This is a genomic window from Achromobacter sp. CSND-B12 (assembly GCF_052906545.1).
This window is the reverse complement of record NZ_JBREGJ010000001.1, coordinates 2162891-2186857: the sequence shown is the minus strand read 5'-3', so window position 1 is coordinate 2186857 and position 23967 is coordinate 2162891. Positions and strand designations below refer to the sequence as shown.

Annotated in this window: 21 protein-coding genes; 9 read left to right on the top strand and 12 right to left on the bottom strand. The window is 68.3% G+C overall.

Annotated elements, in window-relative coordinates:
• Window positions 1-13 precede the first annotated feature (13 nt).
• Together pgi and ACUTAG_RS10220 are read right to left on the bottom strand one after the other, a co-directional pair.
• Window positions 14-1573: a glucose-6-phosphate isomerase gene (gene pgi, locus ACUTAG_RS10225; RefSeq protein ID WP_054445936.1), complete on the bottom strand. Its 1560-nt coding sequence runs from the start codon at window positions 1571-1573 to the stop codon at window positions 14-16.
• Window positions 1574-1580: 7 nt separating this feature from the next.
• On the bottom strand, window positions 1581-3005 hold the full coding sequence (locus tag ACUTAG_RS10220; RefSeq protein WP_148317199.1) for a phosphomannomutase/phosphoglucomutase: 1425 nt from the start codon (window positions 3003-3005) through the stop codon (window positions 1581-1583).
• 261 nt (window positions 3006-3266) lie between these two features.
• On the opposite strand from ACUTAG_RS10220, the gene ACUTAG_RS10215 reads away from it, so the two are divergent.
• The 5 genes from ACUTAG_RS10215 to ACUTAG_RS10195 all read left to right on the top strand — a co-directional run bounded on the left by ACUTAG_RS10215 (window position 3267) and on the right by ACUTAG_RS10195 (window position 8400).
• The gene (locus ACUTAG_RS10215; protein WP_054437826.1) at window positions 3267-3890 is read left to right on the top strand and encodes a BPTD_3102 family carboxylase-like protein; all 624 of its coding nucleotides are present in this window, start codon (window positions 3267-3269) and stop codon (window positions 3888-3890) included.
• A 117-nt stretch (window positions 3891-4007) separates the two neighbouring features.
• Complete coding sequence (locus ACUTAG_RS10210) at window positions 4008-5423, top strand: FAD-binding oxidoreductase (protein WP_006385902.1); 1416 nt, start codon at window positions 4008-4010, stop codon at window positions 5421-5423.
• 38 nt (window positions 5424-5461) lie between these two features.
• Window positions 5462-6175 (top strand): response regulator transcription factor, encoded by a 714-nt coding sequence (locus tag ACUTAG_RS10205; protein WP_006385903.1) that lies wholly within the window; start codon window positions 5462-5464, stop codon window positions 6173-6175.
• Entirely contained in the window at window positions 6172-7500 is a 1329-nt protein-coding gene (locus ACUTAG_RS10200; RefSeq protein WP_024070416.1) for a sensor histidine kinase, read from the top strand. The genes ACUTAG_RS10205 and ACUTAG_RS10200 overlap by 4 nt, the downstream gene beginning before the upstream one ends.
• Window positions 7501-7614: 114 nt before the next feature.
• Complete coding sequence (locus ACUTAG_RS10195; RefSeq protein WP_024070415.1) at window positions 7615-8400, top strand: phosphatase PAP2 family protein; 786 nt, start codon at window positions 7615-7617, stop codon at window positions 8398-8400.
• Here ACUTAG_RS10195 and ACUTAG_RS10190 read toward each other — a convergent pair.
• The 5 genes from ACUTAG_RS10190 to ACUTAG_RS10170 form a co-directional block, all read right to left on the bottom strand.
• The gene (locus ACUTAG_RS10190) at window positions 8352-9635 is read right to left on the bottom strand and encodes a TRAP transporter large permease (RefSeq protein WP_020926314.1); all 1284 of its coding nucleotides are present in this window, start codon (window positions 9633-9635) and stop codon (window positions 8352-8354) included. The genes ACUTAG_RS10195 and ACUTAG_RS10190 overlap by 49 nt on opposite strands.
• Window positions 9626-10189 carry a TRAP transporter small permease gene (locus tag ACUTAG_RS10185; RefSeq protein WP_024070414.1) on the bottom strand — a complete coding sequence of 188 codons (564 nt, stop codon included), beginning with the start codon at window positions 10187-10189 and terminating at the stop codon, window positions 9626-9628. Before ACUTAG_RS10185 ends, ACUTAG_RS10190 begins: the two co-directional genes overlap by 10 nt.
• Window positions 10190-10198: 9 nt before the next feature.
• On the bottom strand, window positions 10199-11176 hold the full coding sequence (locus ACUTAG_RS10180) for a TRAP transporter substrate-binding protein (protein ID WP_006385908.1): 978 nt from the start codon (window positions 11174-11176) through the stop codon (window positions 10199-10201).
• A 120-nt stretch (window positions 11177-11296) separates the two neighbouring features.
• A complete protein-coding gene (locus ACUTAG_RS10175) occupies window positions 11297-12178 on the bottom strand; it encodes an SMP-30/gluconolactonase/LRE family protein (protein ID WP_026384818.1) in 882 nt (293 codons plus the stop codon).
• Window positions 12179-12196: 18 nt separating this feature from the next.
• Entirely contained in the window at window positions 12197-13036 is an 840-nt protein-coding gene (locus ACUTAG_RS10170; protein ID WP_148317193.1) for an NAD-dependent epimerase/dehydratase family protein, read from the bottom strand.
• A gap of 117 nt (window positions 13037-13153) precedes the next feature.
• Here ACUTAG_RS10170 and ACUTAG_RS10165 point away from each other — a divergent pair, with 117 nt between their 5' ends.
• The 3 genes from ACUTAG_RS10165 (at window position 13154) to ACUTAG_RS10155 (ending at window position 17101) form a co-directional block, all read left to right on the top strand.
• Entirely contained in the window at window positions 13154-13882 is a 729-nt protein-coding gene (locus ACUTAG_RS10165) for a FadR/GntR family transcriptional regulator (protein ID WP_020926317.1), read from the top strand.
• A gap of 229 nt (window positions 13883-14111) precedes the next feature.
• Window positions 14112-16007, top strand: coding sequence for an LTA synthase family protein (locus ACUTAG_RS10160; RefSeq protein WP_446650132.1), 1896 nt, complete (start codon window positions 14112-14114; stop codon window positions 16005-16007).
• Window positions 16008-16186: 179 nt separating this feature from the next.
• The gene (locus ACUTAG_RS10155) at window positions 16187-17101 is read left to right on the top strand and encodes an acyltransferase (protein WP_446650455.1); all 915 of its coding nucleotides are present in this window, start codon (window positions 16187-16189) and stop codon (window positions 17099-17101) included.
• Window positions 17102-17111: 10 nt separating this feature from the next.
• Here the strand turns inward: ACUTAG_RS10155 and fahA are convergent, their stop codons facing one another.
• Both fahA and hmgA read right to left on the bottom strand, forming a co-directional pair.
• On the bottom strand, window positions 17112-18431 hold the full coding sequence (gene fahA / locus ACUTAG_RS10150) for a fumarylacetoacetase (protein WP_446650131.1): 1320 nt from the start codon (window positions 18429-18431) through the stop codon (window positions 17112-17114).
• Window positions 18432-18549: 118 nt separating this feature from the next.
• Window positions 18550-19848: a homogentisate 1,2-dioxygenase gene (gene hmgA / locus ACUTAG_RS10145; protein WP_446650130.1), complete on the bottom strand. Its 1299-nt coding sequence runs from the start codon at window positions 19846-19848 to the stop codon at window positions 18550-18552.
• Between the two features lie 165 nt (window positions 19849-20013).
• On the opposite strand from hmgA, the gene ACUTAG_RS10140 reads away from it, so the two are divergent.
• Window positions 20014-20931 carry a LysR family transcriptional regulator gene (locus ACUTAG_RS10140; protein WP_446650129.1) on the top strand — a complete coding sequence of 306 codons (918 nt, stop codon included), beginning with the start codon at window positions 20014-20016 and terminating at the stop codon, window positions 20929-20931.
• Here ACUTAG_RS10140 and ACUTAG_RS10135 read toward each other — a convergent pair.
• The 3 genes from ACUTAG_RS10135 to ACUTAG_RS10125 all read right to left on the bottom strand — a co-directional run bounded on the left by ACUTAG_RS10135 (window position 20897) and on the right by ACUTAG_RS10125 (window position 23897).
• Window positions 20897-21115 carry a DUF2783 domain-containing protein gene (locus tag ACUTAG_RS10135; protein ID WP_026384824.1) on the bottom strand — a complete coding sequence of 73 codons (219 nt, stop codon included), beginning with the start codon at window positions 21113-21115 and terminating at the stop codon, window positions 20897-20899. The two genes, ACUTAG_RS10140 and ACUTAG_RS10135, sit on opposite strands and share 35 nt — an antisense overlap.
• A 20-nt stretch (window positions 21116-21135) precedes the next feature.
• The gene (locus ACUTAG_RS10130) at window positions 21136-22815 is read right to left on the bottom strand and encodes an FAD-dependent oxidoreductase (protein ID WP_047991870.1); all 1680 of its coding nucleotides are present in this window, start codon (window positions 22813-22815) and stop codon (window positions 21136-21138) included.
• Window positions 22816-22943: 128 nt separating this feature from the next.
• Entirely contained in the window at window positions 22944-23897 is a 954-nt protein-coding gene (locus ACUTAG_RS10125) for an MBL fold metallo-hydrolase (protein ID WP_446650128.1), read from the bottom strand.
• Between the last annotated feature and the right edge of the window lie 70 nt (window positions 23898-23967).

Sequence of the window (23967 nt, the reverse complement as noted above, 5' to 3'; positions counted from 1 at the left end):
TGGGGGCGTGAATTCAGTGGCGCCGCGCGATGGCGTCGATCCAGAAACGCGTGGAAGGGTCCTGGGGAGCGGCCTGCTGGGCGGGCGCGTCCAATTCGTGGATGATGTTCTTGGCCAGGGCCTTGCCGAATTCCACGCCCCACTGGTCGAACGGGTTGATGCCCCAGATAACGCCCTGGGTAAAGACCTTGTGTTCGTACAACGCCAGCAGCGCGCCCAGTGTGTAGGCCTCCAGGCGCGGCAGCACGATCAGCGAGGACGGCCGCCCGCCCGGGTGGACTTTGTGCTGCGCCAGCAGGCGCGCGCGGGCCGGATCGGATTCGACCTGTGACGTTTCGGCCAGCGCTTCGTCGAACGACTTGCCGCGCAACAGCGCCGCGCGCTGCGCCAGGCAATTGGCGATCAACAGTTCGTGATGACGCGCATAGGCGTGGTCGGGCTGTTCGCACAGGATGAAGTCGACAGGGGCGCCGGCGGTGTCCTGGTGCAGCCATTGGAAAAAGGTGTGTTGGCAATCGGTGCCCGACATGCCCCAGACGGCAGGGCCTGTCGGCACGCCCACCGGGCTGCCGTCGGCAGTCGCCACCTTGCCGAGCGATTCCATTTCGAGCTGCTGGGCCCAGGGCACGATGTGGTAAAGCCGTGAATCGTAGGGCGAGATGACCAGCGAGTCGAAGCCCAGCACACTGCGGTTGACGACGCCCGCCAACGCCAGTTGCAGCGGCGCGTTCTCGGCCATCGGCGCCTGGCGGAAATGCTCGTCCATGGCGGCGGCGCCGGCCAGCAACTGGTCGAAGGTGTCATTGCCCAGCGCCAGCGCCACCGGCAGGCCGATGGCGGACCAGAGCGAATAACGGCCGCCGACCCAGTCCCAGATCTGGAAGATATGGTCGGGTGAAATCCCCAGGTTGAGCGCGGCCTCGACATTGGCGGTTATCGCCACCACCTGCTTGATCGGGTCGGCCACGCCGGCCTCGCGCAGCCAGTTCATGGCGACTTCGGCATTCGCCAGCGGCTCGGTGGTGGTGAAGGACTTGGAGGCGACGATGACCAGCGTGTTGTGTGGATCCAGCCGGCTCATGGCGTCGGCAATGGAGTGCGAGTCGACATTCGAGGCGAAGCGCACTTCGCGTTTGGCCAGGCCGTAGCGCAGCGCCCGCATGACCAGGCGAGGGCCCCAATCGCTGCCGCCGATGCCCAGATGCAGAACGCAGCTGTAGCGCTGGGCAAGATCGGCGTCCCGTACGAACTGGCGTACGCGCTCCCGTTCGGCGTTCACGAGCGACGCAACCATGGCCGGAGGATGCGTGGCCCGCAGGGCCGTATGCCAGGCTGGACGGCGTTCCGTCCAGTTGGCATCGCCGCCATCAAACAGGCGAGCCCGGGCCGCTTCGAAGTCCTGCTGCTCCAACAGGGCTTTCGCGGCGTCTTGCAAGGCCGGAGAGTGCGCTTGCGCGCTCAGGTCCAGGCGTAAGCCTGGGGCGTCGATCAGGCGCAGTTTGCTGCCGTCAAGGCTGGTGGCTTTTGCCGCGACGGCAAACCCGCGCCAGGCTGGGCTGTTGGACAGGGACATAGGCGATCTAGAAGGGCAGGCTAGCGTGGGGAGCGAGTTTAGCGAATTCCCGCCGGAAATCGCCCTGGATGCGGGCCAATGCCTCGGCGGTCTGCGCTTCGAAGCGCAGCACCACGACTGGCGTGGTGTTGGACGGCCGCGCCAGGCCGAAGCCGTCGGGATACTCGGCGCGCACGCCGTCGATGGTGACCACGCGCGTGGCGCCGGGAAACTGGCCCTGCTCCTGCAGCGCCTGCACCAGCGTGAAGGGCTGGCCTTCCTCCATTTCAAGCTTCAACTCGGGCGTGGACACGTCCTGCGGCAGGGCCTCCAAGGGCGCGCCGGCATCGCTGAAGCGCGATACGATTTCCAGCAGGCGGGCGCCGGTGTACAGGCCGTCGTCAAAGCCGTACCAGCGCTCCTTGAAGAAGATGTGGCCGCTCATCTCGCCGGCCAGCGGCGCGCCGGTTTCGGCCAGCTTGGCCTTGACCAGCGAGTGGCCGGTCTTCCACATCAGCGGCTCGCCGCCCGCGGCTTCGACCGACAGGCCGACGTGGCGGCTGCACTTGACGTCGTAGATGATGGTGGCGCCGGGGTTGCGCTCGAGCACATCGCGGGCGAACAGCACCAGCTGGCGGTCGGGCCAGATGATCTGGCCGGATTTGGTCACCACGCCGAGGCGGTCGCCATCGCCGTCGAAGGCCAGGCCCAGTTCGCAGTCGGTGGTGGCCAGGCAATGGATCAGGTCCTGCAGGTTCTTGGGTTCGGCCGGATCGGGATGGTGGTTGGGGAAGGTGCCATCGACCTCGCAGAACAGCTCCGTGACCTCGCAACCCAGGGCGCGGAACAATTGCGGCGCGATCGCACCCGCCACGCCGTTGCCGCAGTCGACCGCGATCTTCATGGGCCGGGCCAGTTTCACCCCGGATGCGATCCGCGTGATGTAGGCCGCCACCAGGTCCAGTTCGCGCCGCACCCCGGGGCGCGGCGCGGGCGCGTCGGTGCCGCCGTTCATGCGGCGCGCCAGGGCCTGCACGTCTTCGCCATACAGCGCGCGTCCGTCCATCATCATCTTGAAGCCGTTGTACTTGGGCGGATTGTGGCTGCCCGTGATGGCGACGCCGGAGCCGGTCTGCAGCGTGTGCGCGGCGAAATACACCAGGGGCGTGGGAACCTGTCCGATATCGACAGTGTCGACGCCGCCTTCCAGCATGCCTTCCTGCAGCGCCTGCGACAGCATTTCGCTGCTGAGACGGCCATCACGGCCCACCACCAGCGTCTGCACGCCCTGTTCGCGCGCGGTCGCGGCCAGCGCCGCGCCCAGGGCTCGCGCAAAGCGGGCGTCGATCAGGTCGGGGACGGTGCCGCGGATATCATAGGCCTTGAAGACGGCGGCGGGGAATTGCGAGTTGTCGGCCACGACGGCTCCTTGGGTGACGGGTTGCGCTGGCATGCCCCGGCGGCGGACGAGCCGGCCAAAATGGGGCGCAAAATGGGATTATCCCCTATCGGCGCCGGATGCATCATCCCGCCAGTGGCGTAGGGCGTCCAGGGGCTTGCGTCGCGCCCGCCCCAGCCTGGTGCGCCGCGCCGTGGCGGTGCGTTGGCATGGGGCCCGAAGCCGGCGTCAGCAGGGGCATCCCGCTGGTATGGAACTTGCTCGCCATCCGAAGGTGATACGCTAGTCAGGCAAGCAGAAAGACCGGAGGGGCCCATGAGAGCCAAAGTATCCACAGTCACGTCATCGGGCGGCGCCAGGCGCAGGCCGCCCACGGACTTCGCCGGCCCGGCGGCCGGGCGGGAACGCCGGCTCGACATTCACGTATTCATCTCCCCCGAGGGCGAGCTGGCGACCGGCCGGGCCTGGGAGCGCTGTGTCTGGCGCGATGCCCGCGTGCTGATCGCCGAATGTCCGGCTCCGCATCTGCCGGCCTCGGTCGAGAGCGCCCTGCGCGCGATCGCGGCCAGCGTGGCGCGGGATCGCGCCTGGCAGGGCATGGGTACGGTGGCCTTTTCGCTGGACGATCGCACCGGGGTGTTCCGCGTGATCCTTGCGGAATCGCGGCCGCGTTCGGGCGCCGCGGTGGCCGACTTCGAACCGGTCGCGGCGCACGCGCTGGAGGTGCGCATCGACGGTTGCGCCGACCGCCATATGCCTTGCACGCACCTGCTGGTCTGCGGCGCCACCCGCGGCGAAGCCTTGCGGCGTGCCTATCGCGCCCTGTCCGAAATGCCGGGTCCGGCCGGCGTCGATCGCGCGTTCCTGATGAACCGCATCGCCTCGCGCGCCTACTGCGCCGGCCTGACCGGCACGCGCCTGGACCAGGCCGTGGGCTAGTGTGCTGTTGGACAGCACGCTAGCGCAACCGGCGCGGCCGAGCTGCCTCTACAATAGTCCGCACCTCCCTTGAACAGCGCCCGGGCGCGGCCCGGCGCGCCCCACCGTGCGGCGCCTATGACCTTGCTGAGCGAATTGCAATCCCTCCTGGGCGAGTCCCATGTGCTGACCGGCGCCGATGCCGAGCCGTTCGCGCTGGACTGGCGCCGCCGCTATCGCGGCGTGGCGTTGGCGGTGATCCGTCCCGGTTCGACGCAGGAGGTGGCCGATGCCATCAAGCTGTGCGCGGGCCATGGCGTGCCGGTGGTGCCGCAGGGCGGCAATACCGGCCTCTGTGGCGGCGCCACGCCGGATGGCTCGGGCAGCGCGGTGGTGCTGTCGACCGCCCGCCTGAACCGCGTCCGCGCGCTCGATACCGACAACGACACCATCACGGTGGAAGCGGGCTGCATCCTGCAGGCGGTGCAACAGGCCGCGGCCGACGCCGGCCGGCTGTTCCCCCTCAGCCTTGCCGCCGAAGGCAGCTGCACCATCGGCGGCAACCTCGCCACCAACGCCGGCGGCACCCAGGTGCTGCGCTACGGCAACACGCGCGACCTGGCCCTGGGGCTCGAGGTTGTCACCGCCGAGGGCGAGATCTGGAACGGCCTGCGCGGCCTGCGCAAGGACAACACCGGCTACGATCTGCGCGACCTCTATATCGGCAGCGAGGGCACGCTGGGCGTCATCACCGCCGCCACGCTCAAGCTTTTCCCGCGGCCGGTGGCCTCCTGCACCGCGTTGCTGACGCTGGACAGCATAGACAACGCGGTCGAGCTGCTGTCGCGCGCCCGCGCCGGCTTCGGCGCCGCGCTGACCGGCTTCGAATTGATGAGCGGCCATTGCCTGCAGGCCGTGGTGCGGCTGTTCCCGCAGCAGCGCCTGCCGTTCGAAGGCGACTCCGCCGCCTCGCCCTGGTTCGCGTTGCTGGAACTGTCGGACAGCGAAAGCGAAACGCATGCGCGCGAACGCTTCGAGACGGTGCTGGGCGAGGCGATCGAGGCCGGCCTGGTGAACGACGCGGCCATCGCCGCCAACGTCGCGCAGAGCAAGGCCTTGTGGCACCTGCGCGAAAGCATCCCGCTGGCCGAGGCCGAGCTGGGCAAGTCGGTCAAGCACGACGTGTCGATCCCGATTTCCGCCATCGCCGGCTTCGTGCACCACACCAATGCGCTGCTGCAGGCGCGTTTCCCCGGCGTGCGCCACGTGATCTTCGGCCACCTGGGCGATGGCAACCTGCACTACAACGTGGCCAACGCGCCCGGCCAGACCGAGACCGAATTGCTGGCGCTGCAAAGCGACATCTACGGCGTGGTGCATGACAGCGTGCATGCGCACGCCGGTTCCATCAGCGCCGAGCACGGCGTGGGCCAGCTCAAGCGCGACGAACTGCCGCGCTACAAGAGCGCGGTCGAACTGGCCCTGATGCGGCGGATCAAGCGCGCGCTGGATCCGCACGGCCTGATGAACCCGGGCAAGGTGCTGCAGGCCTGATCGGAGCGTTCAACCTTTCTTTCGATGGGAATGCGAATATGGCAGCCAGTCCCGCGGCGGGCGCGAATCAGCGGATCCTGATCGTCGAGGACGATCACATCATCGCCGGCAACCTGTACACCTTCCTGGAAGCCCGCGGATTCCTGCCGGACGTGGCCTATAGCGGCCCCGCCGGCCTGCAGCGCCTGGAGGAACAGCGTTTCGACGCCGTGATCCTGGACATCGGCCTGCCTGGCATGGACGGCCATGCGGTGCTGCACGCGCTGCGCGCCGACAGGCGTCTGCCGGTGCCGGTGCTGGTGTTGACCGCGCGCGACAGCCTGGAAGACAAGCTGGCCGGTTTCTCGCACGGCGCCGACGACTACCTGACCAAGCCGTTCGCCTTGCTGGAAGTCGAGGCCCGCCTGCTCGCACTGATCCAGCGCGCCAAGGGGTCGACCGTGGACACGGTGCGTGTTTTCGGCGACCTGGCCTACGACACCCGCAGCCGCACGGCGTCGATCGGCGGCAAGCCTGTCCACCTGACGCGCAAGGCGACCCTCATCCTGGAAGCGCTGCTGCGCGACCCGGGGCGGGTGGTCTCGCGCGAGGAACTAGAATCGCAGTTGTGGGGCAGCGAACCGCCGTCTTCCGACGCGCTGCGCAGCCAGGTGCACCTGCTGCGTCGCGCGCTGGCCGACGCCGGCTTCGACGGCATCGAAACCCTGCATGGCACCGGCTGGCGCCTGGTCGCCGACGGGAGCGCCGCATGAGCCGCTTCGCGGGGGGCGGCACCCTCACGCAACGCGTGGTGTGGGCGCTGACCGGCACCGTGGCCTTGTTCGTGACGGCGCTGGCGTTGCTCGCCTACCTGACGTTCGACCAGATGGAGGACGACCTGGTCAACGACATCCTCAATACCGAAATGGACCGCCTGGTGCAGCACGCGCGCACCAGCGACCAGTTCCTGCCGCGCCACGGCGCCCGTGAACTGGGCGGTTCCATGCGCGCCTGGCTCAGCGCCGACGGCGAGGCCCCGGCCGGCATGCCCGAGGAGATACGCGGCCTGGACAACGGCCTGCACCTGATCGAGCCCGGAGCCTATACCTGGCACGTGATGGTGGCCGAGACCGGCACGGGCAAGGTCTACCTGCTGTACGACGCCACCGACAATGAGGAACGGGTGCACGATTTCGGGTTGATCGTGCTGGGCGTGGGGGCGATCTGCGTGGTGGGCGCGTATGCCCTGTCGCGGCGCGTGGCGGCGGTGGCGGTGGGCCCCTTGCTGGACCTGACCGACCGGCTCTCGACCTGGGCGCCCGGCTCGCCCGACCTGGCGGTGACGCGCGACGACGAGGCCGGCCGGCTGATCGAGGCCTTCAACCGGGTGCAGAACCAGGTCGACCGCTCGATCGCGCGCGAACGCGAGTTCGCCGGCAACCTCAGCCACGAAGTCCGCACCCCGCTGGCGGCGATCCGCTCCGACAGCGAGCTCATGCTGCTGACCCAGGACCTGACCGCGGACCAGCGCCAGCGGCTGACACGGGTCATGGACAACGTCGACGACGTCATCGTCTGTCTTGAAAGCGCGCGCGCCATGGCTCGCGACCAGATGCGTCCGCCGGAGCCGGTCGACCTGGCCGACTGCATGCAGGACGCCTGGCGCGGCTACGAATCCCAGGCCGGCGTGGCCCAGCTGCGTTTCGACAACCGCATCCCGCCCGAGCACATCCGCGTTCTGGACCGTTATGCCTTGCTGACGGTGCTGCGCAACCTGGTGCGCAACGCCATCGAACATGCCGCGCCCGCCACGCTGACCGCCAGCCTGGGCGAGGATGGCGTGTTGCAGCTGGGCGACGATGGCAAGGGCATCGACGCCGGCGACCTGCCCTTCCTGTTCCGCCGCTACTACAGCGGGCGGCTGCGGGATTCGGCCGCCGCGGGCCGGGACGAAACCGCGCGTGGCCTGGGGCTGGCCATCGCCAAGCGGGTCTGCGACATGCAGGGCTGGACCTTGACCGTGGATTCTTCCCGCGAAGGCCCCCAACGGGGCACGCGCTTCAGCCTGCGCCTGAACGCGGCGGACGCGACGGCGTAGTCGGGGCGCAACGCCGGGGGCGAGGCTCCCCCCGGTGGGCGGAATTTGACGAATTTTCGACTATCGGCCGCCTAAGCTGTCCGCTTCGGCCGAGCGCCCTCCATCGCGTCCCACATGTCGTCCCTGTCCCCTCCCGCGGCCACCCGGCCGACGCCCGCCGCCTACCTGGCCACGCACGTGCTGGGCGTGACGTTGTTCCTGGCGTGCCTGGCCTGGTGGGCCAATGCGTCGGGGTGGGACCTGGCCATCGCGCGCGCCCTGTTCAACCCGGCGTTGGACGATTTCCCGTTGCACACCAACCGCTGGCTGGAACTGATCGGCCACCGCATGGTGCTGGCCCTGCCGATCGGCATCGGGCTGGGGGCCATTGCCGTCGCGGCGGCCAGCTATCGCATTCCCGCCTGGCGCTCCCTGCGCGGGCCGGCGCTGGCGTTGGCATTGACCTGTATGGCGGGGCAGCTGGCCATCACCCAGCTCAAGCACTACACCACGCTGCCGCGGCCCTACGACCTGGACACGCTGGGCGGCTACACCCCCTATCCGCAGTCGTGGTGGACCTGGGATCGTGGCAAGGCCGGCGGCGCGCTGCCCAGCGGCCATGCCGGCGCCGGCTATTCGCTGCTGGCCCTGTATTTCGCCGGCTGGGCCGTCGGGCGGCCGGGTTGGCGCTGGTGGGGGCTGGCGGCGGGCATCGCCGCCGGGCTGGCGTTTTCAGCCGTGCGCATCCTGCAGGGCGCGCACTTCCTCAGCCAGACGCTGTGGTCGGCCGCCCTGATGTGGCTGCTGGCCGCGCTGTTCTTTTGGCCGGTGCTGCACGGGACGGGCGGTCGCCCCGCCTCCGTATCGATTGCTCAATTGAGCAGCAGGCCTGGCAGCCATAGCGAGAACGCCGGCACGTAGGTGACCAGCGCCAGCGCGGCCAGCAACGCGCCGTAGAACGGCCAGATGGTCCGCATCACCGTGCCGACCGAGACTCCGCCGATGGCGCAGCCCACGAACTGGGTGGTGCCCACCGGCGGCGTGTTCAGGCCCAGCGCGCAGTTCAGCAGCATCACCATGCCGAACTGCACCGGCCCCATGCCGTACTGCATGCAGATCGGCAGGAAGATGGGCGTGCAGATCAGGATGGTCGCCGCCATGTCCAGGAAAGTGCCCAGCACGAACAGGATGATGTTGACCATCAGGAAGATCGCCCACGGGCTGGTGGAGATCGAGGCCATCAGCGCGCCGGTCTTCTCGGCCACGCCGTAGAAACTGATCAGATAGCCGAAGGTGGCCGAAATACCGATCAGCAGCAGCACCACGCCGGTCGTCTTGACCGCCTTGCTGGCGGCGCGCACGAACTGGTCCCAGGTCAGCGAGCGGTAGACGAAGATCGTCAGCGCCAGCGCGTACAGCACGGCCACCGCGGCCGATTCCGTGGCCGTGAAGACCCCGCTCAGGATGCCGACGATGATCAGCACCACCACGAACAGCCCCGGCAGGGCGGCCACCAGCGAACGCGCCACGATGTGCCAGCCGGGGAAGGTGCCGGCCGGATAGCCGCGGCTGCGCGCCACGAAATACGCCGCGGCCAGGTTGCACAGCGTCAGGATCAGCGCCGGCACCACGCCGGCCGCGATCAGCGCCGCGATCGACACCTTGCCGCCCGCCGCCAGGGTGTAGATGATGATGTTGTGGCTGGTCGGCATCAGCGCGCCCACCAGCGCCGCGTGGGTGGTGACGTTGACCGCGTAGTCGGCGTGGTAGCCCTCGCGCTTCATCATCGGGATCATCACCGAACCCATCGCCGAGACGTCCGCCACCGGCGATCCGGACACGCCGCCGAACAGCGTGCAGGCCACCACGTTGGACATGCCCAGGCCGCCGCGCACGTGGCCCACCAGCGATTTGGCGAACGCCACGATGCGGTCGGCGATGCCGCCGTACAGCATCAGCTCGCCGGTGAAGATGAAGAACGGGATGGCCAGGAACGAAAACGCGTTCATGCCCGAGGTCATCTGCTGGAAGGCCACCGCCAGCGGCAAGTCCTCGTACATGATCGCGGTGATCGACGACAGCCCGATGGCGAACGCCACCGGCACGCCGATCACCAGGAAACCCATGAAGGTGAAGGAGAGTAGGGTCAGCGCCATGCCGGTACCACCTTTTGGTTGCGCAACAGGGCGATGACGTGCTCGACCGAGAACAGCGCGATCAGCACGCCGGACAGGGCCGCGGGCACGTACTTCCAGCCGTTGGAAATACCCAGGTTGGGAATCTTGTAGGCCCACACGGATTCGGCCAGCAGGGCGCAGTTCCACGCCATCAGCGCGCCGAACAGCAGCACCAGCAGGTGGATGAAGATCTTCAGGCGCCGCTGGCCGGCCACCGGCAAGGCGTCGACCAGCGATTCGAAGCCGATGTGGCCGGCATCGCGCACGCCGACGGCGGCGCCGAGCATGGTGACGTACAGCACCAGCAGCAGCGCCAGGCTCTCGGCCCAGGTGGGGGTGCTGTTCAACACATGGCGGCCGAAGATCTGCAGCGATACCGCGACGATCAGGCAGACCAGGCCGAACACGCTGGTCCACATGCACAGCCGCGCCAGCCGGGCGCAGCCCCGGGTGTAGGCGTCCAGCGGGGCAGCCAGGGCATGCGCCCGGCCCCCCGCCGCGACATCCGGGTCATTGGTGGAGGTAGCCAACATGTGAATTCCTTATTGGACGGCCTGGATCTTGGCGACCAGGTCTTTCATGTCGGGCGTGGTGACGAAGCGGTCGTACACCGGTTTCATCGCCGCCTGGAACGAGGCCTTGTCCACCTCGACGATCTGCGAGCCGGCCTTCTCGACCACGGCGCGCGACTTCTGCTCGCGCTCGTCCCACAGCTTGCGCATGTACGGCACCGACTCGCGCGCGGCCTCGCGCAGGACCTTCTGGTCCTCGGCCGACAGCTTGTCCCATTGGCGCTTGGAAAAGATCAGTATTTCCGGCGTCATGGTGTGCTCGGTCAGCGCGTAGTACTTGGCGACCTCGTAGTGATGCGCGCTTTCGTAGCTGGGGTAGTTGTTCTCGGCCGCGTCCACCAGTCCGGTCTTGAGCGAGGTGTAGACCTCGCCCATCGGCATCGGCGTGGCGTTGCCGCCCATGGCTTCCACCATCGCCACCGACAGGTCCGACTGCTGCACCCGGATCTTCATGCCCTTGGCGTCGGCCAGTGTCTTGATCGGCTTGTTGCGCGTGTACATCGAGCGCGAGCCGCTGTCGTACCAGGCCAGGCCGACGAAGCCGGCCGACTCGCAGGACTTCAGGATCCGTTCGCCGATCTCGCTGTCCAGCACCTTGTGCAGATGCTCCTTGGAACGGAACAGGAACGGCAGCGATGGCACGCGCGTGGTCTGGCAGATGTTGTGCATGGCCGCGCTGGAGACGCGCGCCATGGCCAGCGCGCCCAGCTTCACCTGTTCGATCGAGTCGTCTTCGTTGCCGAGCGCGCCGCCCGCATACACCTTGACGGTGATGCGGCCGTTGGTGCGCTGCTTGACCAGCTCGCCGAACTGGCGCACGGCCTGCACGGTGGGGTAATCGTCGGGATGGATGTCCGCCGAGCGCAGCTCGGCGGCATGGGTGGCGGGAATCAGCGTCAGCAAGGCGGCCGCGGCCAGGATGGCGCGGGTCAGGGTCGGGCGCAACATGTCTACCTCCGGTCGGGAGTACGGCGTTTCGTTGAGGGCCGTTGCGGCCCCGAAGCTCTTCGATGTGTACGGACCTGCTCACTACTCGTGCGTGGGCGCTTGGGGCGCCACGGTCGGGTGCTAACCGGCGCTTGCGGCTTCCTCCAGGCCCCGCGCGCCGGGGCGCAGGATGAAGACGGCGCCGGCGATGGAATCGGGGGCGGCATCGGCGGGGCGGATCGAAGTGACCAGCAGCAGGTCCAGGTCGGGGCCGCCGAACGCGCACATGGCGACGCGGGCGGCCGGCACCTCCAGGCTGCGGTCAAGGCGGCCGTCCGGCGTGTAGCGGTAGATGCGGCCGGCCTCGTTGCCGCAGATCCAGTAGCAGCCGTCGGCGTCGACCGCGGCGCCATCGGGCCGGCCGGCCGGCAGTCTCGGGATGAAGACGCGGCGGTTGCGGAGCGGGCCGCCGTCGATGTCGTAGTCGAAGGCCCAGACCACCTGCCGCGACGGGTGCGAGTCGGACAGGTACATGGTCTTGCCGTCCGGACTGAAGGCCAGGCCGTTGGGCACGATCAGGTCGTCGACGATGGCCTCCAGTGCCTCGCCGGGACCGTGCCGGTAGAGCTTGCCGGCGTTGCGCGCCAGGCCCATGTCCATGACCATGGTGCCGGCCAGGAAGCGGCCCTGGCGGTCGCAGCGGCCGTCGTTGAAGCGCATGCCGGGTGCGCCGTGGCGCACCGGGGCCAGCGGCCGCGGCTGGCAGGCCTGGCCGGCCACCAGCGGCCCGCATTCATACAGGCCGTCCTCCATCGCCAGCAGCCAGCCGTCCCCGCGCGGGGCGATGCAGCCGGCCATCTGCGGCAACGTCCAGTGATCGAGCCGGCCGCTCGCGGGCGTCCAGCGCCAGAGCGCGCGGCCGGGGATGTCGGTCCAGTGGAACGCCTGGTCGGCGGCGCGCCACACGGGGCTTTCGCCCACGCCGCAGAGCAGGGTTCCGATGCGTTCAGCGTGGGTCGCCATGATGGGCCGGGGACGAAATCAGCGCGGGGGAAAGGGGAAGGGGCCGGCCTTGACGAAGGCGCCGCCCTGGAAGCGTCCGGCGGGATCGTCGGCGGGCAGGGGCGCTTGCGCCTCGACCTGCGCGCGAAAGGCTTCGGAGGAATCCTTGGGCGCGAAACCCAGCGCGGCGGCGCGATGGTTGTCCCACCAGCTGTCGCGGTTGGCCGAGGCGCCATAGGCGATCAGGTGACCGACGTTCGGCGTGAACAGCGATCGCACCACCAGGTCGGTCAGGTCGTCGTAGCTGAGCCAGGTGACCATCATGCGGCGATCCTTGGGCTCGGGAAACGACGAGCCGATGCGCAGGCAGACCGTCTCGATGCCGTAGCGGTCGTAGTAGAAGCGCGACAGGTTCTCGCCGTAGGCCTTGCTCAGGCCGTAGTAGCCATCGGGCCGCAACGGCGCGTCGGCGTCCAGCCGCGTGCCCTGTTCATAGAAGCCGATGACGTGGTTGGAGCTGGCGAACACCACGCGCCGCACGCCATGGACGCGGGCGGCTTCGTAGACGTGGTAGACCCCCTGGATATTGGCCGGCAGGATTTCCTCGAAAGAACGCTCCACGGAAACGCCGCCCAGGTGCACAATGGCGTCGGCGCCGCGCACCAGCTCGGAGACGGCGGCGGGGTCGGCCAGGTCGCAGGGCACGACTTCCTCGCCGGGGGCGGCGGGCGCCATGGCCGCGACGTCGGAAACCCGCAGCACGTCGGCGCAGGCCTTCAGGCGCGGTCGCAGTACCCGGCCCAGGTTGCCGGCGGCGCCGGTCAACAATAAGCGATGACAACGGGGGGAGGCAGGCATGCGGTCGACAGCTAGGCTCATGGCGCAACGCTCGTTGGGGTGGACTTGCCTGGTACGTTATCGTACAACTTGTCCAAAGTATAATAAGCACGAATTTTTGCAGTCAAGCGCCACGCAACCGCTTCCGGATAATCCCTGATGAACGCTCCTGTCGATACCCCCGTGCTGCCGCAGCGTCGTCCACGGAACCTGGCGCAAGGCCTGGTGGAAAACATTTCCGAACGCATCCGCGGCGGCGACATCCGCCCCGGCGACAAGCTGCCCACCGAATCCGAGATCATGCGGCAGTTCGGCGTCAGCCGCACCGTGGTGCGCGAAGCGCTGTCGCGGCTGCAGGCCTCGGGCTTGGTCGAAACCCATCATGGCGTGGGCACCTACGCGCTCGAACCCAGCGGTGGCGGCGATTTTCGCGTCGACCCGGCCGACATCGCCACGGTGCGCGATGTGCTGGTGCTGCTGGAACTGCGCATCTGCCTGGAAAGCGAGGCCGCCGGCCTGGCCGCCGTGCGTCGCAGCGAGGTCCAACTGGCCGAGATGCGTCGCGCGCTGGACGCCTTCAAGGCCGCGCTGGACAGCGGCGGCGACACCATCACGCCGGATTTCCAGTTCCACCTGCTGGTGTCGCAGGCCACCGACAACCGTTATTTCGCCGATCTCATGTCGCACCTGGGTTCGGCCATCATCCCCCGCACCCGCATCAATTCGGCCAAGTTTGCGCACGAGGACCGTGCCGCCTACCTGTCGCGCGTCAACCTGGAGCACGAAGACATCTACAGCGCCATCATGCGCCAGGATGCCGAAGGCGCCCGCGCCGCGATGCGCACCCACCTGAGCAACAGCCGCGAGCGCCTGCGCCGGGTGCAATAGGCCCGCGCGGCCGCCACGCCGGATGCTGAAGAAATGAGATGTCGTACGACATGATAGGGTTGTCATCGGCCTCGTATTCGACATCGCGACTCCACCCGGCGGCGCTGCGGCGCGTCGATCCGCGTTAATCTTGGCCGTTTTCAATCACCGGATGGCAAGGCATGGTTTGGCTCGGTAAGCGTGGCGCGGCAACGGCGCGGGGTTTCGTTGGTAGTCGGAGGGCCGCCGCATGCGCCGGCTGACACTGCGCTTCATCCTGGCCGTGCTGGCGCTGCTGACGCTCAGCCGCCTTGGCCTGTCCTGGTGGATGTGGGACCGGGTCCAGGCGGCCGGCGGCCTGTGGCCGGTGCTGCTGGGCGGCCTGCGCATCGACGTCTGCCTGCTGTCCATGGTGATCGCGCTGCCGGCGGTGTTCTCGCCGTGGCTGGGGCACCGCCCGTGGGCGGCGCGCGTCACCGCCTGGTGGTTCCGCGTCTGGTGGATGCTGTACGTGCTGCTGGAAGTCTCCACGCCGCAGTTCATCGCCGAATACGACACGCGCCCGAACCGCCTGTATTTCATCTACCTGCTCAATCCGAAGGAAGTCGGCTCGATGCTGTGGCAGGGCTACAAGGGCGTGCTGTTCACCGCGCTGGTGGTGCTGCTGGTGGCGGCCTGGCTGGCGGTCAAGCTGTTCCCGGTGCGCGTGCGCGATCCCTTCCTGGCGTGGTGGAAGCGGCCGCTGGCGTCGCTGGCGATCCTGGCGCTGGTGGTGCTGGGCGCGCGCGGCACGCTGGAGCATCGCCCCATCAATCCGGCCAAGGTCGCGTTCAGCTCGGACGCGATGGTCAATTCGCTGGCCCTGAACTCGCTCTACAGCGTGTTCGATGCCGCCTATCGCATGCGCGACGAACGCTCGTCGGCCGCGATGTATCCGAAGATGCCGGTGGACGAGATGAACGCCATCGTGCGCGACAAGGCCGGCCTGATGGGGGCGCCGCTGGATCCGCGCTACCCAAGCCTGCACGAGCAGAAGGCCACGGTGCGCCGCGACAAGCCGCTCAACCTGGTGATCATCCTGCAGGAAAGCCTGGGCGCGCAATATGTCGGCAGCCTGGGCGGCAAGGACTTGACGCCCAACATCGACCGCCTCGGCAAGGAAGGCTGGATGTTCCATCGCGCCTACGCCACCGGCACGCGCTCGGTGCGCGGCATCGAGGCGGTCACCGCGGGCTTCCTGCCCAGCGTGGCCGACGCCGTGGTCAAGCTGCCGCGCTCGCAGACGGGCTTCTTCACCCTGGCGCAGGTGCTGGGCAAGCATGGCTACCATTCGCGCTTCGTCTATGGCGGCGAGTCCCACTTCGACAACATGCGCGCCTTCTTCCTGGGCAATGGCTTTGACGAGATCGTCGATCGCCCGAAGTTCGAGAACCCGGTGTTCGAAGGCTCGTGGGGCGCGTCCGACGAGGACATGTTCACCCAGGTCGACCGCCTGCTGCGCGCCGACGGTGACAAGCCGGTGTTCACGCTGGCGTTTTCGGTCAGCAACCATTCGCCGTGGGAGTACCCGGCGGGCCGCATCCAGCCGGTGGGCGAGCCGGCCAGCGTCGACAACACGGTGCGCTACGCCGACTGGGCGCTGGGCCAGTTCTTCGACAAGGCGCGCAAGGCGCCGTACTGGGACAACACCGTGTTCCTGGTGATCGCGGACCACGATTCCCGCGTCTACGGCTCGATCCCGGTGCCGGTGCGGCACTTCCAGATCCCGGCCCTGATCCTGGGCGCGGGCATCGCGCCGCGCCAGGACGAGCGCATCGTCAGCCAGATCGACATGGCGCCCACGCTGCTGTCGCTGATCGGGCTGGATAACGTCAACCCGATGCTGGGCGCGGACCTGACGCAGCGCGATCCCAATCGCGCGCTGATGCAGTACGCCGACAACTTCGGCTACCTGCAGGGCGACAAGCTGCTGGTGCTGGAGCCGTCCAAGGCGCCGCGCGAATTCCGCTACCGCGCCGCGCCGGTCGGGCAGGACGAGACCTACGATCCGGTCGAACCCGCGGATGACGCCCTGACCAGGGAAGCGCTGGCGCACGCGCTGTGGGCCAGCTGGGTCTATCGCGAAGAAAAATACCGCCTGCCTTGACTTCACCCCGTCCGGGCCTGGGGCCGGTTTGATCCCGCTCAAACCGGCCCCCGGGCAGTCCTCGCACACTCGCGTTCATGACTTTTCCCGATCCGCTGGCCGGCCCGATCCGGCCCCCTGTCGCTGACGCAAGCGACGCGCCCGCGTCCGCCCCGGCCGCGCGCTGGCGCGGTTGGCCCGTGCCGCGCGGCCGCCTGGCCTGGCTGACCGGCGTGTTCAGCACGCTCCTGATCGGCGCCAGCACGCTGTTCTGGTGCCTGCTGCTGTTTCCCATGGCGCTGCTCAAACTGGCGCTGCCGTTCGCGGCGGCCAGGCGCCGCATCGATCCCGTCCTCAACGGCATCGCCACGGCCTGGATCAGCGTCAACACCGCCTGGTTCACGCGCATCCAGCGCGCGCCCTGGGATGTGCGCGGCAATACTGGCCTGCGCTACGCGGACTGGTACCTGGTCAACTGCAACCACCAGTCCTGGGTCGACATCTTCGTGTTGCAGGGCGCGTTGAACCGCCGCATCCCGCTGCTGAAGTTCTTCCTCAAGCAGCAGCTCATCTACGTGCCGGTGATCGGGCTGGCGTGGTGGGCGCTGGATTTTCCCTTCATGAAGCGCCACGGCAAGGCCGACCTTCGCCGCAATCCCGCCCTGGGGCGCCAGGACCAGGAAACCGCGCGCCGCGCCTGCCAGAAATTCTCGCTGGTGCCGACCAGCGTGATGGTGTTTGCCGAGGGCACGCGCTTCTCGCCGGCCAAGCGCGACGCGCAGGGAGCCCCGTATCGTCACCTGCTCAAGCCCAAGGCGGGCGGGCTGGCGGTGTCGCTGAACGCGATGGGCACGCGTTTTCGTTCGATGATCGATGTCACCATCGCCTATCCGGCGGGTGTGCCCAGCTTCTGGGACATGGCCTGCGGCCGCATGGGCTCGGTGCGGGTGCGCATGCGCCAGGTGCCGGTGCCGCCGGCCTTCTGCGAAGGCGACTACAGCCGCGACAAGGCCTTCCGCACCGAATTCCACCACTGGCTGGGCCGGCAGTGGCAGGCCAAGGATGACGAGATCGAGGCGTTGACGACCGATGCGGCCGCCACGCCCCGATCCTGACAGACGTCGTTCAGACCCGCGCCGGGAGCACCGTGCCCGAGCATTCGCCGAAACCGATGCGCGGATAGCCCGCCTTGACGCATTCGGCGCGGATGATGACCTGGTCGCCATCCTGCAGGAAGGTGCGCTTCTCGCCCCAGGGCAGCTCGATCGGTTGCTTGCCGCCGTGGTTCAGTTCCAGCAGCGAACCGGCTTCCGACGGTTGCGGGCCCGACAGCGTGCCGGTGCCGAGCATGTCGCCCGGTTGCAGATTGCAGCCGTTCACCGTGTGGTGCGTGATCAGCTGCGCCACGTTCCAGTAGGCATCGCGGAAATTGCTGCGCGACAGGCGGGCCGGCGCCTGCTTGCCGGCGCGCGATTGTGCGGTGGTCAGCAGCACTTCCATCTGCACGTCGTAGGCACCCTTGGCACGGTTGGCGTCGGAGGCCAGGTACGGCAGCGGCTGCGGCTCGGACGGCCCGCGGTTCCACTGCGTGCGGAACGGCTCCAGCGCTTCCATGGTGACGATCCACGGCGAGATGGTCGAGGCGAAATTCTTGGACAGGAACGGGCCCAGCGGCTGGTATTCCCAGGCCTGGATGTCGCGCGCCGACCAGTCGTTCAGGATGCACAGGCCGAACACGTGCGCATCGGCGTCCGCCAGCTTGATGCGTTCGCCCTGGGCGTTGCCGGTGCCGACGAAGATGCCCAGTTCAAGTTCGTAGTCCAGCCGCGCGCACGGGCCGAACTGCGGCGTCTCGCCTTCGTTGGCGGGGCGGGTCTGGCCGACCGGACGCGGGAACTTCTGGTCCACGCCGATGCTGGAGGCGCGGCCGTGGTAGCCGATAGGCACCCACTTGTAGTTCGGCAGCAGGGGGTTGTCGGGTCGGAACTGCTTGCCGATGGCGGTGGCGTGGTGCACCGAGATGTAGAAGTCGGTGTAGTCGCCGATGCGGGCGGGCGTGGTGTATTCGGCGTCGGCCTGGGCCACCAGCAGCGGCTCGACCGTGGCGCGCAGCGCGGCGCCTTCACGCAGCGCGCGCGAGAGCGCCAGGCGCAGTGCGCTCCAGTGGGCATGGCCCAGGGCCATCAGCGCGTTCAGGCTATCGCCCTGGCAGGCGGCCAGCGCCTCGGCGGCCGCGCCTTCGAAGGGCTTGGCGGCGGCCAGCGCGGCCAGGTCGACGATCTGGTCGCCGATGGCCACGCCGGGGCGGAACGATTCCTGCGAGCCCTTGCGGCGGAACGCGGCGTAGGGCAGGTTCTGCACCGGGAAGTCAGAGGTGCCGGTGTTGGCGCTGGCGACCCAGCTCTTGAGGGACGGGTCGTGGGTTTCGTTGATGGCGGTGGTCATGGGGAGTGTCTCGTTCAATGTGTTTGTAAGGGCGCGGCGGGCGCCGGAAAAATCCAAAGCCAAACGGCGATGCGCTTGCGCGCATCGCCGTGGGCGGGCGTGACGGGAGAGAAAACGGTCACGCCTTGGCGGGATCGAAATGCTTCTGCAGGCCCTGCCAGCACCGGTAATAGTCGCCCTGCAATTCTACCGAGGCCAGCGCCTGCGCCGTCGGGCGGATCACGCGCCGCGTTTCGAACATGAAGGCCATGGTGTCGCGGATGTAGTGCGCGGTGCTGGTGTCGGCGCGCGAGGCCTTCTCGAAGGTCTCGGCGTCGGGGCCATGGCCGCTCATGCAGTTGTGCAGGCTCGCGCCGCCCGGGGCGAAACCATCGGCCTTGGCGTCGTACACGCCCTGGATCAGGCCCATGAATTCGCTGGCGACGTTGCGGTGGAACCAGGGCGGACGGAAGGTGTTCTCCATCGCAAGGATGCGCGGCGGGAAGATGGCGAAGTCCATGTTGGCGGTGCCCGGGGTGTCGGACGGCGCGGTCAGCACCGTGAAGATCGACGGGTCCGGATGGTCGTAGCTGATTGAGCCGATGGTGTTGAAGTGGCGCAGGTCGTACTTGTACGGCGCGTGCGTGCCGTGCCAGGCCACCACGTCCAGTGGCGAATGGCCGATCGCGGCGCGCCAGAAGCCGCCGGTGAACTTGGCGATCAGTTCGAAGTCGCCTTCCACATCCTCATACCAGGCCACCGGCGTCTTGAAGTCGCGGGCATTGGCCAGGCAGTTCGAGCCGATCGGGCCCAGTTCGGGCAGGCGCAGCGCGGCGCCGAAGTTCTCCAGCATATAGCCGCGCGCGCTGTCGTCCAGCAGTTGCACGCTGAAGCGCACGCCGCGCGGGATCACGGCGATCTCCAGCGGCTCCAGGTCGATCAGGCCCAGTTCGGTGGCCAGGCGCAGGCGGCCCTGCTGCGGCACCAGCAGCAGCTCGCCGTCGGCGTTGTAGAAATAGCGGCCCTGCATCGAGCGGTTGGCGGCATACAGGTGGATGCCGACGCCGCTTTGCTCATCGGGGCCGCCGTTGCCGCCCCAGGTCTTCACGCCTTCGATGAAGTCGGTGGGCACGGTGGGGATGGGCAGGGGGCTCCAGCGCAGCTGGTTGGGCGTGACCGGGCCGTGGCCGAACGCGCTTTCCCAGCCCTTGACGCCGGCAAACGGCTCGAACGGCTTGTGCTGCGCGCCCGGGCGGATGCGGTAGAGCCAGGAGCGGCGGTTCTCGCTGCGCGGCGCGGTGAAGGCGGTGCCGGACAACTGCTCGGCGTACAGGCCATAGGGGCATTGCTGGGGCGAATTGCGGCCCACCGGCAGGGCGCCGGGCAGGGCTTCGGTGGCACAGTCGTTGCCGAAGCCGGTCTGGTAGTGCAGTTCCATGGAATCCTCCTGGGGTGGCGCGCGATGCGTGGCCGCGCGGTCTTGGTCCTGGCGCGCCGGAGCGGATTTCCGGTGCCGATATGCCATTGTCGGAAAAATCCCCCGCTATGGCTACGGGAATGCAAAAATACCAACTATAAATTTCGTGAATAGTAGGGGTGCCTGATGGCGGACTTGCGCGACGTCGACCTGAACCTGCTGATCCTGTTCCAGCACCTGCTGGAGGACCGCAACCTGTCCGCCGTGGCGCGGCGCCTGGAGCTGTCGCAGCCAGCGGTCAGCAACGCCCTGCGCCGGCTGCGGCTGGCGTTTGGCGACGAGCTGTTCGTGCGCACCGCGCAGGGCATGTTGCCCACGCCGCGCGCGCAGCGCCTGTCCGGCCCGGTGAGCGAGGCGCTGGCCCTGTTGTCGCAGGCCTTGCAGGACCAGGAGGCGTTCGATGCCGCCACCAGCACGCGGCGCTTTCGCGTGGCCATGACCGACGTCGGCGAGATCCACTTCATGCCGCGGCTGATGGAAGTGTGCGTGCAGGTGGCGCCACAGGTGCGCATCGACTCGGTGCGGGTGCAGGGCCCCGATCTGCCGCGGGAAATGGAAGCGGGCCGCGTCGACCTGGCCATCGGCGCCTTCGACGAGATGGGGGCGGGCACCTTGCAGCGCATGTTGTTCCGGCAGGGGTACGCCACGCTCTTTCGCCAGGCGCATCCCACGGCCCACCCCGGCATGGGATTGAAGGCGTTTCGCGCCGAGCGTCACCTGATCGTGTCGCGCGCGGCGCCCTACGGGCAGGTCAACCAGTCCATGGAACGGGCCGGCGTGCCGCTCGCCGAGCACTTCAGCGTGCCGCATTTTTCGGCGGTTCCGTACATCGTCAGCGCCACCGACCTGCTGGCGACCGTGCCCGAAAAGCTGGCGGCGAGCGCCGCGCAGCCATTCGGCCTGCGCTACATGACGCCGCCGGTGAAGGTGCCGGCGCTGCAGACCAATATGTACTGGCAGCGCCGCTACGATCGCGATGGCGGCAACCAGTGGTTGCGCGCCCTGATCGTCAATGCGTTTGCGGTGGGTTCGACGCCGGCGTGACCGACGCGCGGGCTTGCGCCAGCGCCTCGCGCAGTACCGCCATGTCGCCCAGGTGGTTGGCCAGCAGCAGGATCAGCGCCGCGTTCATTTCCTGGCTCTGCTCGTTGCTCAGGTCGCGATGGGCGTCGATCAGCGCTTCGTAGAAGTCGTCCGGCGCGGCCAGGTTGGTTTCGGTGTTCAGCATGGAAAAGGCCTCCGGGTTCTTCAGGCGCGGCCGATGGCGCGGTTGACGGCCGACGCCACCGCGTCGGGCTGGAAGGCGCGCCAGCGCGCGGCGATGTGCTGGTCGGGACGGATCAGGTAGGCGGTGCCCGCCAGCGCGTCATAGCGCTGGGCCAGCAGGCCTTCGGTGTCGACCACCGCCGCCAGGTCGGACGGCCAGCCCGCGGTATCGCAACCCGGACCCGCGACCAGCACGGGCTTGACCGGCACCGCCGCAAGTCGCAGCGCCCGCAGGGCCTGCAGCGTCTGCGCGTCGGGCGGGGCATCGCCGCAGAAATAGGCCAGCGCGAAACCGGCGTCCAGTTGCGACAGCCACCACGGTGAATCGCCCGGACCCTGCACCGGCGCATCCAGCGCCACCGCGCCGGGCCGCATGCGGCCGGAGAAGGCGTCGGTATCCGGCGTGTTCAGCGGCGAATCGGCGTAGGTGGCCGGCAGCGACAGGCGACCGCTGTTGACCAGCGTGCGCGCGAACGCATGGGTACGGGCCAGGTTCAGCACCGCGTTGCGGAAGCTGCGGCTGATGTCGCTCTTGGGCGTGATGAAATCGGTGGCGCGGGACGAATTCAGGATGTTCTCGTCGGCGGCGTGCTCGCGCTCGGCGGCGTAGCTGTCGATCAGCGATTCGGGCGCGTGGCCGGCCAGCACCAGGCGCAGTTTCCAGGCCAGGTTCTCGGCGTCCTGCACGCCGCTGTTGGCGCCGCGCGCGCCGAACGGCGAGACGCGGTGCGCCGAGTCGCCGGCGAACACCACGCGGCCGTGGCGGAACTTGTCCATGCGTTCGCAGGCGAAGGTGTACACGCTGACCCATTCCAGGTCGAATTGCGCGTCCGGGCCGAGCAGGGCGCGGATGCGCGGCAGCACGTTCTCGGGCTTGACGGCCTCGACCGGGTCGGCGTTCCAGCCCAGCTGGAAGTCGATGCGCCAGACATTGTCGGGCTGCATGTGCAGCAGCACCGATTGATTCGGGTGGAAGGGCGGGTCGAACCAGAACCAGCGCTCGGCCGGGAAGTCGGCCTTCATCTTGACGTCGGCGATGAGGAAGCGGTCGCGGAAGATGCGGCCATGGCTTTCCTGGCCAATCAGCTTGCGCACCGGCGAGCGCGCGCCGTCACAGGCCACCAGCCAATCGGCGCGCAGCGCGTAGCCGCCTTCGGGCGTGTCGATCGACAGCACCACGCCGTCGCCGGCCTGCTCCAGGCCCACCACCTTGTTCTTCCAGCGCAGGTCGATGTTCGGTTCCTGGCGCGCCTGCTCGTACAGGTAGCCTTCGGCGTAGTACTGCTGCAGGTTGATGAAGGCGGGGCGGCGGTGGCCGGGCTCGGGCAGCAAGTCGAAGCGCCACACTTCCTGGTCGCGAAAGAACACCTTGCCCACGTTCCACGACACGCCCTTGTCGACCATGCGCTGGCCGACGCCGAGGCGGTCCCAGATTTCCAGGGTGCGCTTGGAAAAGCAGATGGCGCGCGAGCCGGTGGACAGGCGGTAGTCGTCGTCCAGCACCACCACCCGCACGCCCTGGCGTGCCAGGTCCAACGCCGTGGTCAGGCCGACCGGGCCTGCGCCCACCACCACCACCGGGTGGCGCGCCTGCGTCGCGGCGGCCTGGTCGGCGTGTTTTTCATAGGCGAACTCCATCGCCTGAAAGTCGATGTCTCCCACGGTTGTCTCCTGTGTGGGTCATTTTGTTTTTATGCGCGGCTGCGCGCGTCGCCGGCCGACTTCGGTGGCGAATTGCGTGCAGCCGTTTCGATCTGTGGAACAGCGGCCGGCGCGCCGGCCGCGCGGGATCAGCCCTCCAGCTGGGCCCACATTTCCAGGTCGCGCTTGTCGGTCCAGATGCGCGGATGGACGTGGCCGGTGGCTTCGTCATAGGCGCGCGACACGTCGAACGGCATGCAGTGATCGAAGATGACCCAGTCGCTGTAGCGCGGCTTCATGAAGTCGTAGACCTCGCGGTAGATCGTCTTCAGGTCCTTGCCCTCGGCCACGCCGCGGTTGACCGCGCCGTACAGGTCGGTCAGGAAGGCGCGCGTGCCGGCCAGGCCCTGGCGCACTTCGGTGGCGTTCTTCAGCGCCGGGCCGCGGCCGGGCACCATCTTTTCGGCCTCGAAGCCCCACAGCGCGTCCAGCGTGCTGGGCCAGTCGCGGAAGTAGGCGTCGCCGCAGTAGGGGGTGGACTGGTATTCGACCAAGTCGCCGGCGAACAGGATCTTCTGCTCGGGCAGCCAGGCGATGGTGTCGCCCTTGGTGTGGCCGCGGCCGACCTGCAGCAGCTTGACCTCGAGGTTGCCCAGGTTGACGGTCATCTCGCCCTTGAACGTCATGGTGGGCCAGACCAGGCCGGGGGGAATCGATTCGGCGTTGCGGAACAGGCGCGGGAAACGGCCGATCTCGCTGGCCTTGTCCTGCTCGCCGCGTTCGGCGATCAGGTCGTAGGTGTCGCGGCTGGCCAGGATTTCCTGGGCGTTGTAGGCCGAGGCGCCGAACACGCGCACCGCGTGGTAGTGCGACAGCAGGATGTACTTGATCGGCTTGTCGGTGACTTCGCGGATGCGGCGGATGACGTCCTGCGCCATGACCGGCGTGGCCTGGGTGTCGACCACCATGACGGCCTCGTCGCCGATGATCACGCCGGTGTTGGGATCGCCTTCGGCGGTGTAGGCGTAGGCGTTGTCGGACAGCTTTTCGAACGACACGACCTTGTCGCTCAGGTCGGCGTGCGAAGCGAATTGCTTGCTCATGGAGGCTCCTTCCACTTTTATAGGAATAGGGTGTGTGGACGGACTATAGCGTGGCGTTAGTGGTTGTGCA

Bases quoted from the DNA above. Each gene is read 5' to 3' on its own strand.
- pgi (WP_054445936.1), bottom strand. From the start codon at position 1,573: ATGTCCCTGTCCAACAGCCCAGCCTGGCGCGGGTTTGCCGTCGCGGCA.
- ACUTAG_RS10220 (WP_148317199.1), bottom strand. From the start codon at position 3,005: ATGCCAGCGCAACCCGTCACCCAAGGAGCCGTCGTGGCCGACAACTCG.
- ACUTAG_RS10215 (WP_054437826.1), top strand. From the start codon at position 3,267: ATGAGAGCCAAAGTATCCACAGTCACGTCATCGGGCGGCGCCAGGCGC.
- ACUTAG_RS10210 (WP_006385902.1), top strand. From the start codon at position 4,008: ATGACCTTGCTGAGCGAATTGCAATCCCTCCTGGGCGAGTCCCATGTG.
- ACUTAG_RS10205 (WP_006385903.1), top strand. From the start codon at position 5,462: ATGGCAGCCAGTCCCGCGGCGGGCGCGAATCAGCGGATCCTGATCGTC.
- ACUTAG_RS10200 (WP_024070416.1), top strand. From the start codon at position 6,172: ATGAGCCGCTTCGCGGGGGGCGGCACCCTCACGCAACGCGTGGTGTGG.
- ACUTAG_RS10195 (WP_024070415.1), top strand. From the start codon at position 7,615: ATGTCGTCCCTGTCCCCTCCCGCGGCCACCCGGCCGACGCCCGCCGCC.
- ACUTAG_RS10190 (WP_020926314.1), bottom strand. From the start codon at position 9,635: ATGGCGCTGACCCTACTCTCCTTCACCTTCATGGGTTTCCTGGTGATC.
- ACUTAG_RS10185 (WP_024070414.1), bottom strand. From the start codon at position 10,189: ATGTTGGCTACCTCCACCAATGACCCGGATGTCGCGGCGGGGGGCCGG.
- ACUTAG_RS10180 (WP_006385908.1), bottom strand. From the start codon at position 11,176: ATGTTGCGCCCGACCCTGACCCGCGCCATCCTGGCCGCGGCCGCCTTG.
- ACUTAG_RS10175 (WP_026384818.1), bottom strand. From the start codon at position 12,178: ATGGCGACCCACGCTGAACGCATCGGAACCCTGCTCTGCGGCGTGGGC.
- ACUTAG_RS10170 (WP_148317193.1), bottom strand. From the start codon at position 13,036: ATGAGCCTAGCTGTCGACCGCATGCCTGCCTCCCCCCGTTGTCATCGC.
- ACUTAG_RS10165 (WP_020926317.1), top strand. From the start codon at position 13,154: ATGAACGCTCCTGTCGATACCCCCGTGCTGCCGCAGCGTCGTCCACGG.
- ACUTAG_RS10160 (WP_446650132.1), top strand. From the start codon at position 14,112: ATGCGCCGGCTGACACTGCGCTTCATCCTGGCCGTGCTGGCGCTGCTG.
- fahA (WP_446650131.1), bottom strand. From the start codon at position 18,431: ATGACCACCGCCATCAACGAAACCCACGACCCGTCCCTCAAGAGCTGG.
- hmgA (WP_446650130.1), bottom strand. From the start codon at position 19,848: ATGGAACTGCACTACCAGACCGGCTTCGGCAACGACTGTGCCACCGAA.
- ACUTAG_RS10140 (WP_446650129.1), top strand. From the start codon at position 20,014: ATGGCGGACTTGCGCGACGTCGACCTGAACCTGCTGATCCTGTTCCAG.
- ACUTAG_RS10135 (WP_026384824.1), bottom strand. From the start codon at position 21,115: ATGCTGAACACCGAAACCAACCTGGCCGCGCCGGACGACTTCTACGAA.
- ACUTAG_RS10125 (WP_446650128.1), bottom strand. From the start codon at position 23,897: ATGAGCAAGCAATTCGCTTCGCACGCCGACCTGAGCGACAAGGTCGTG.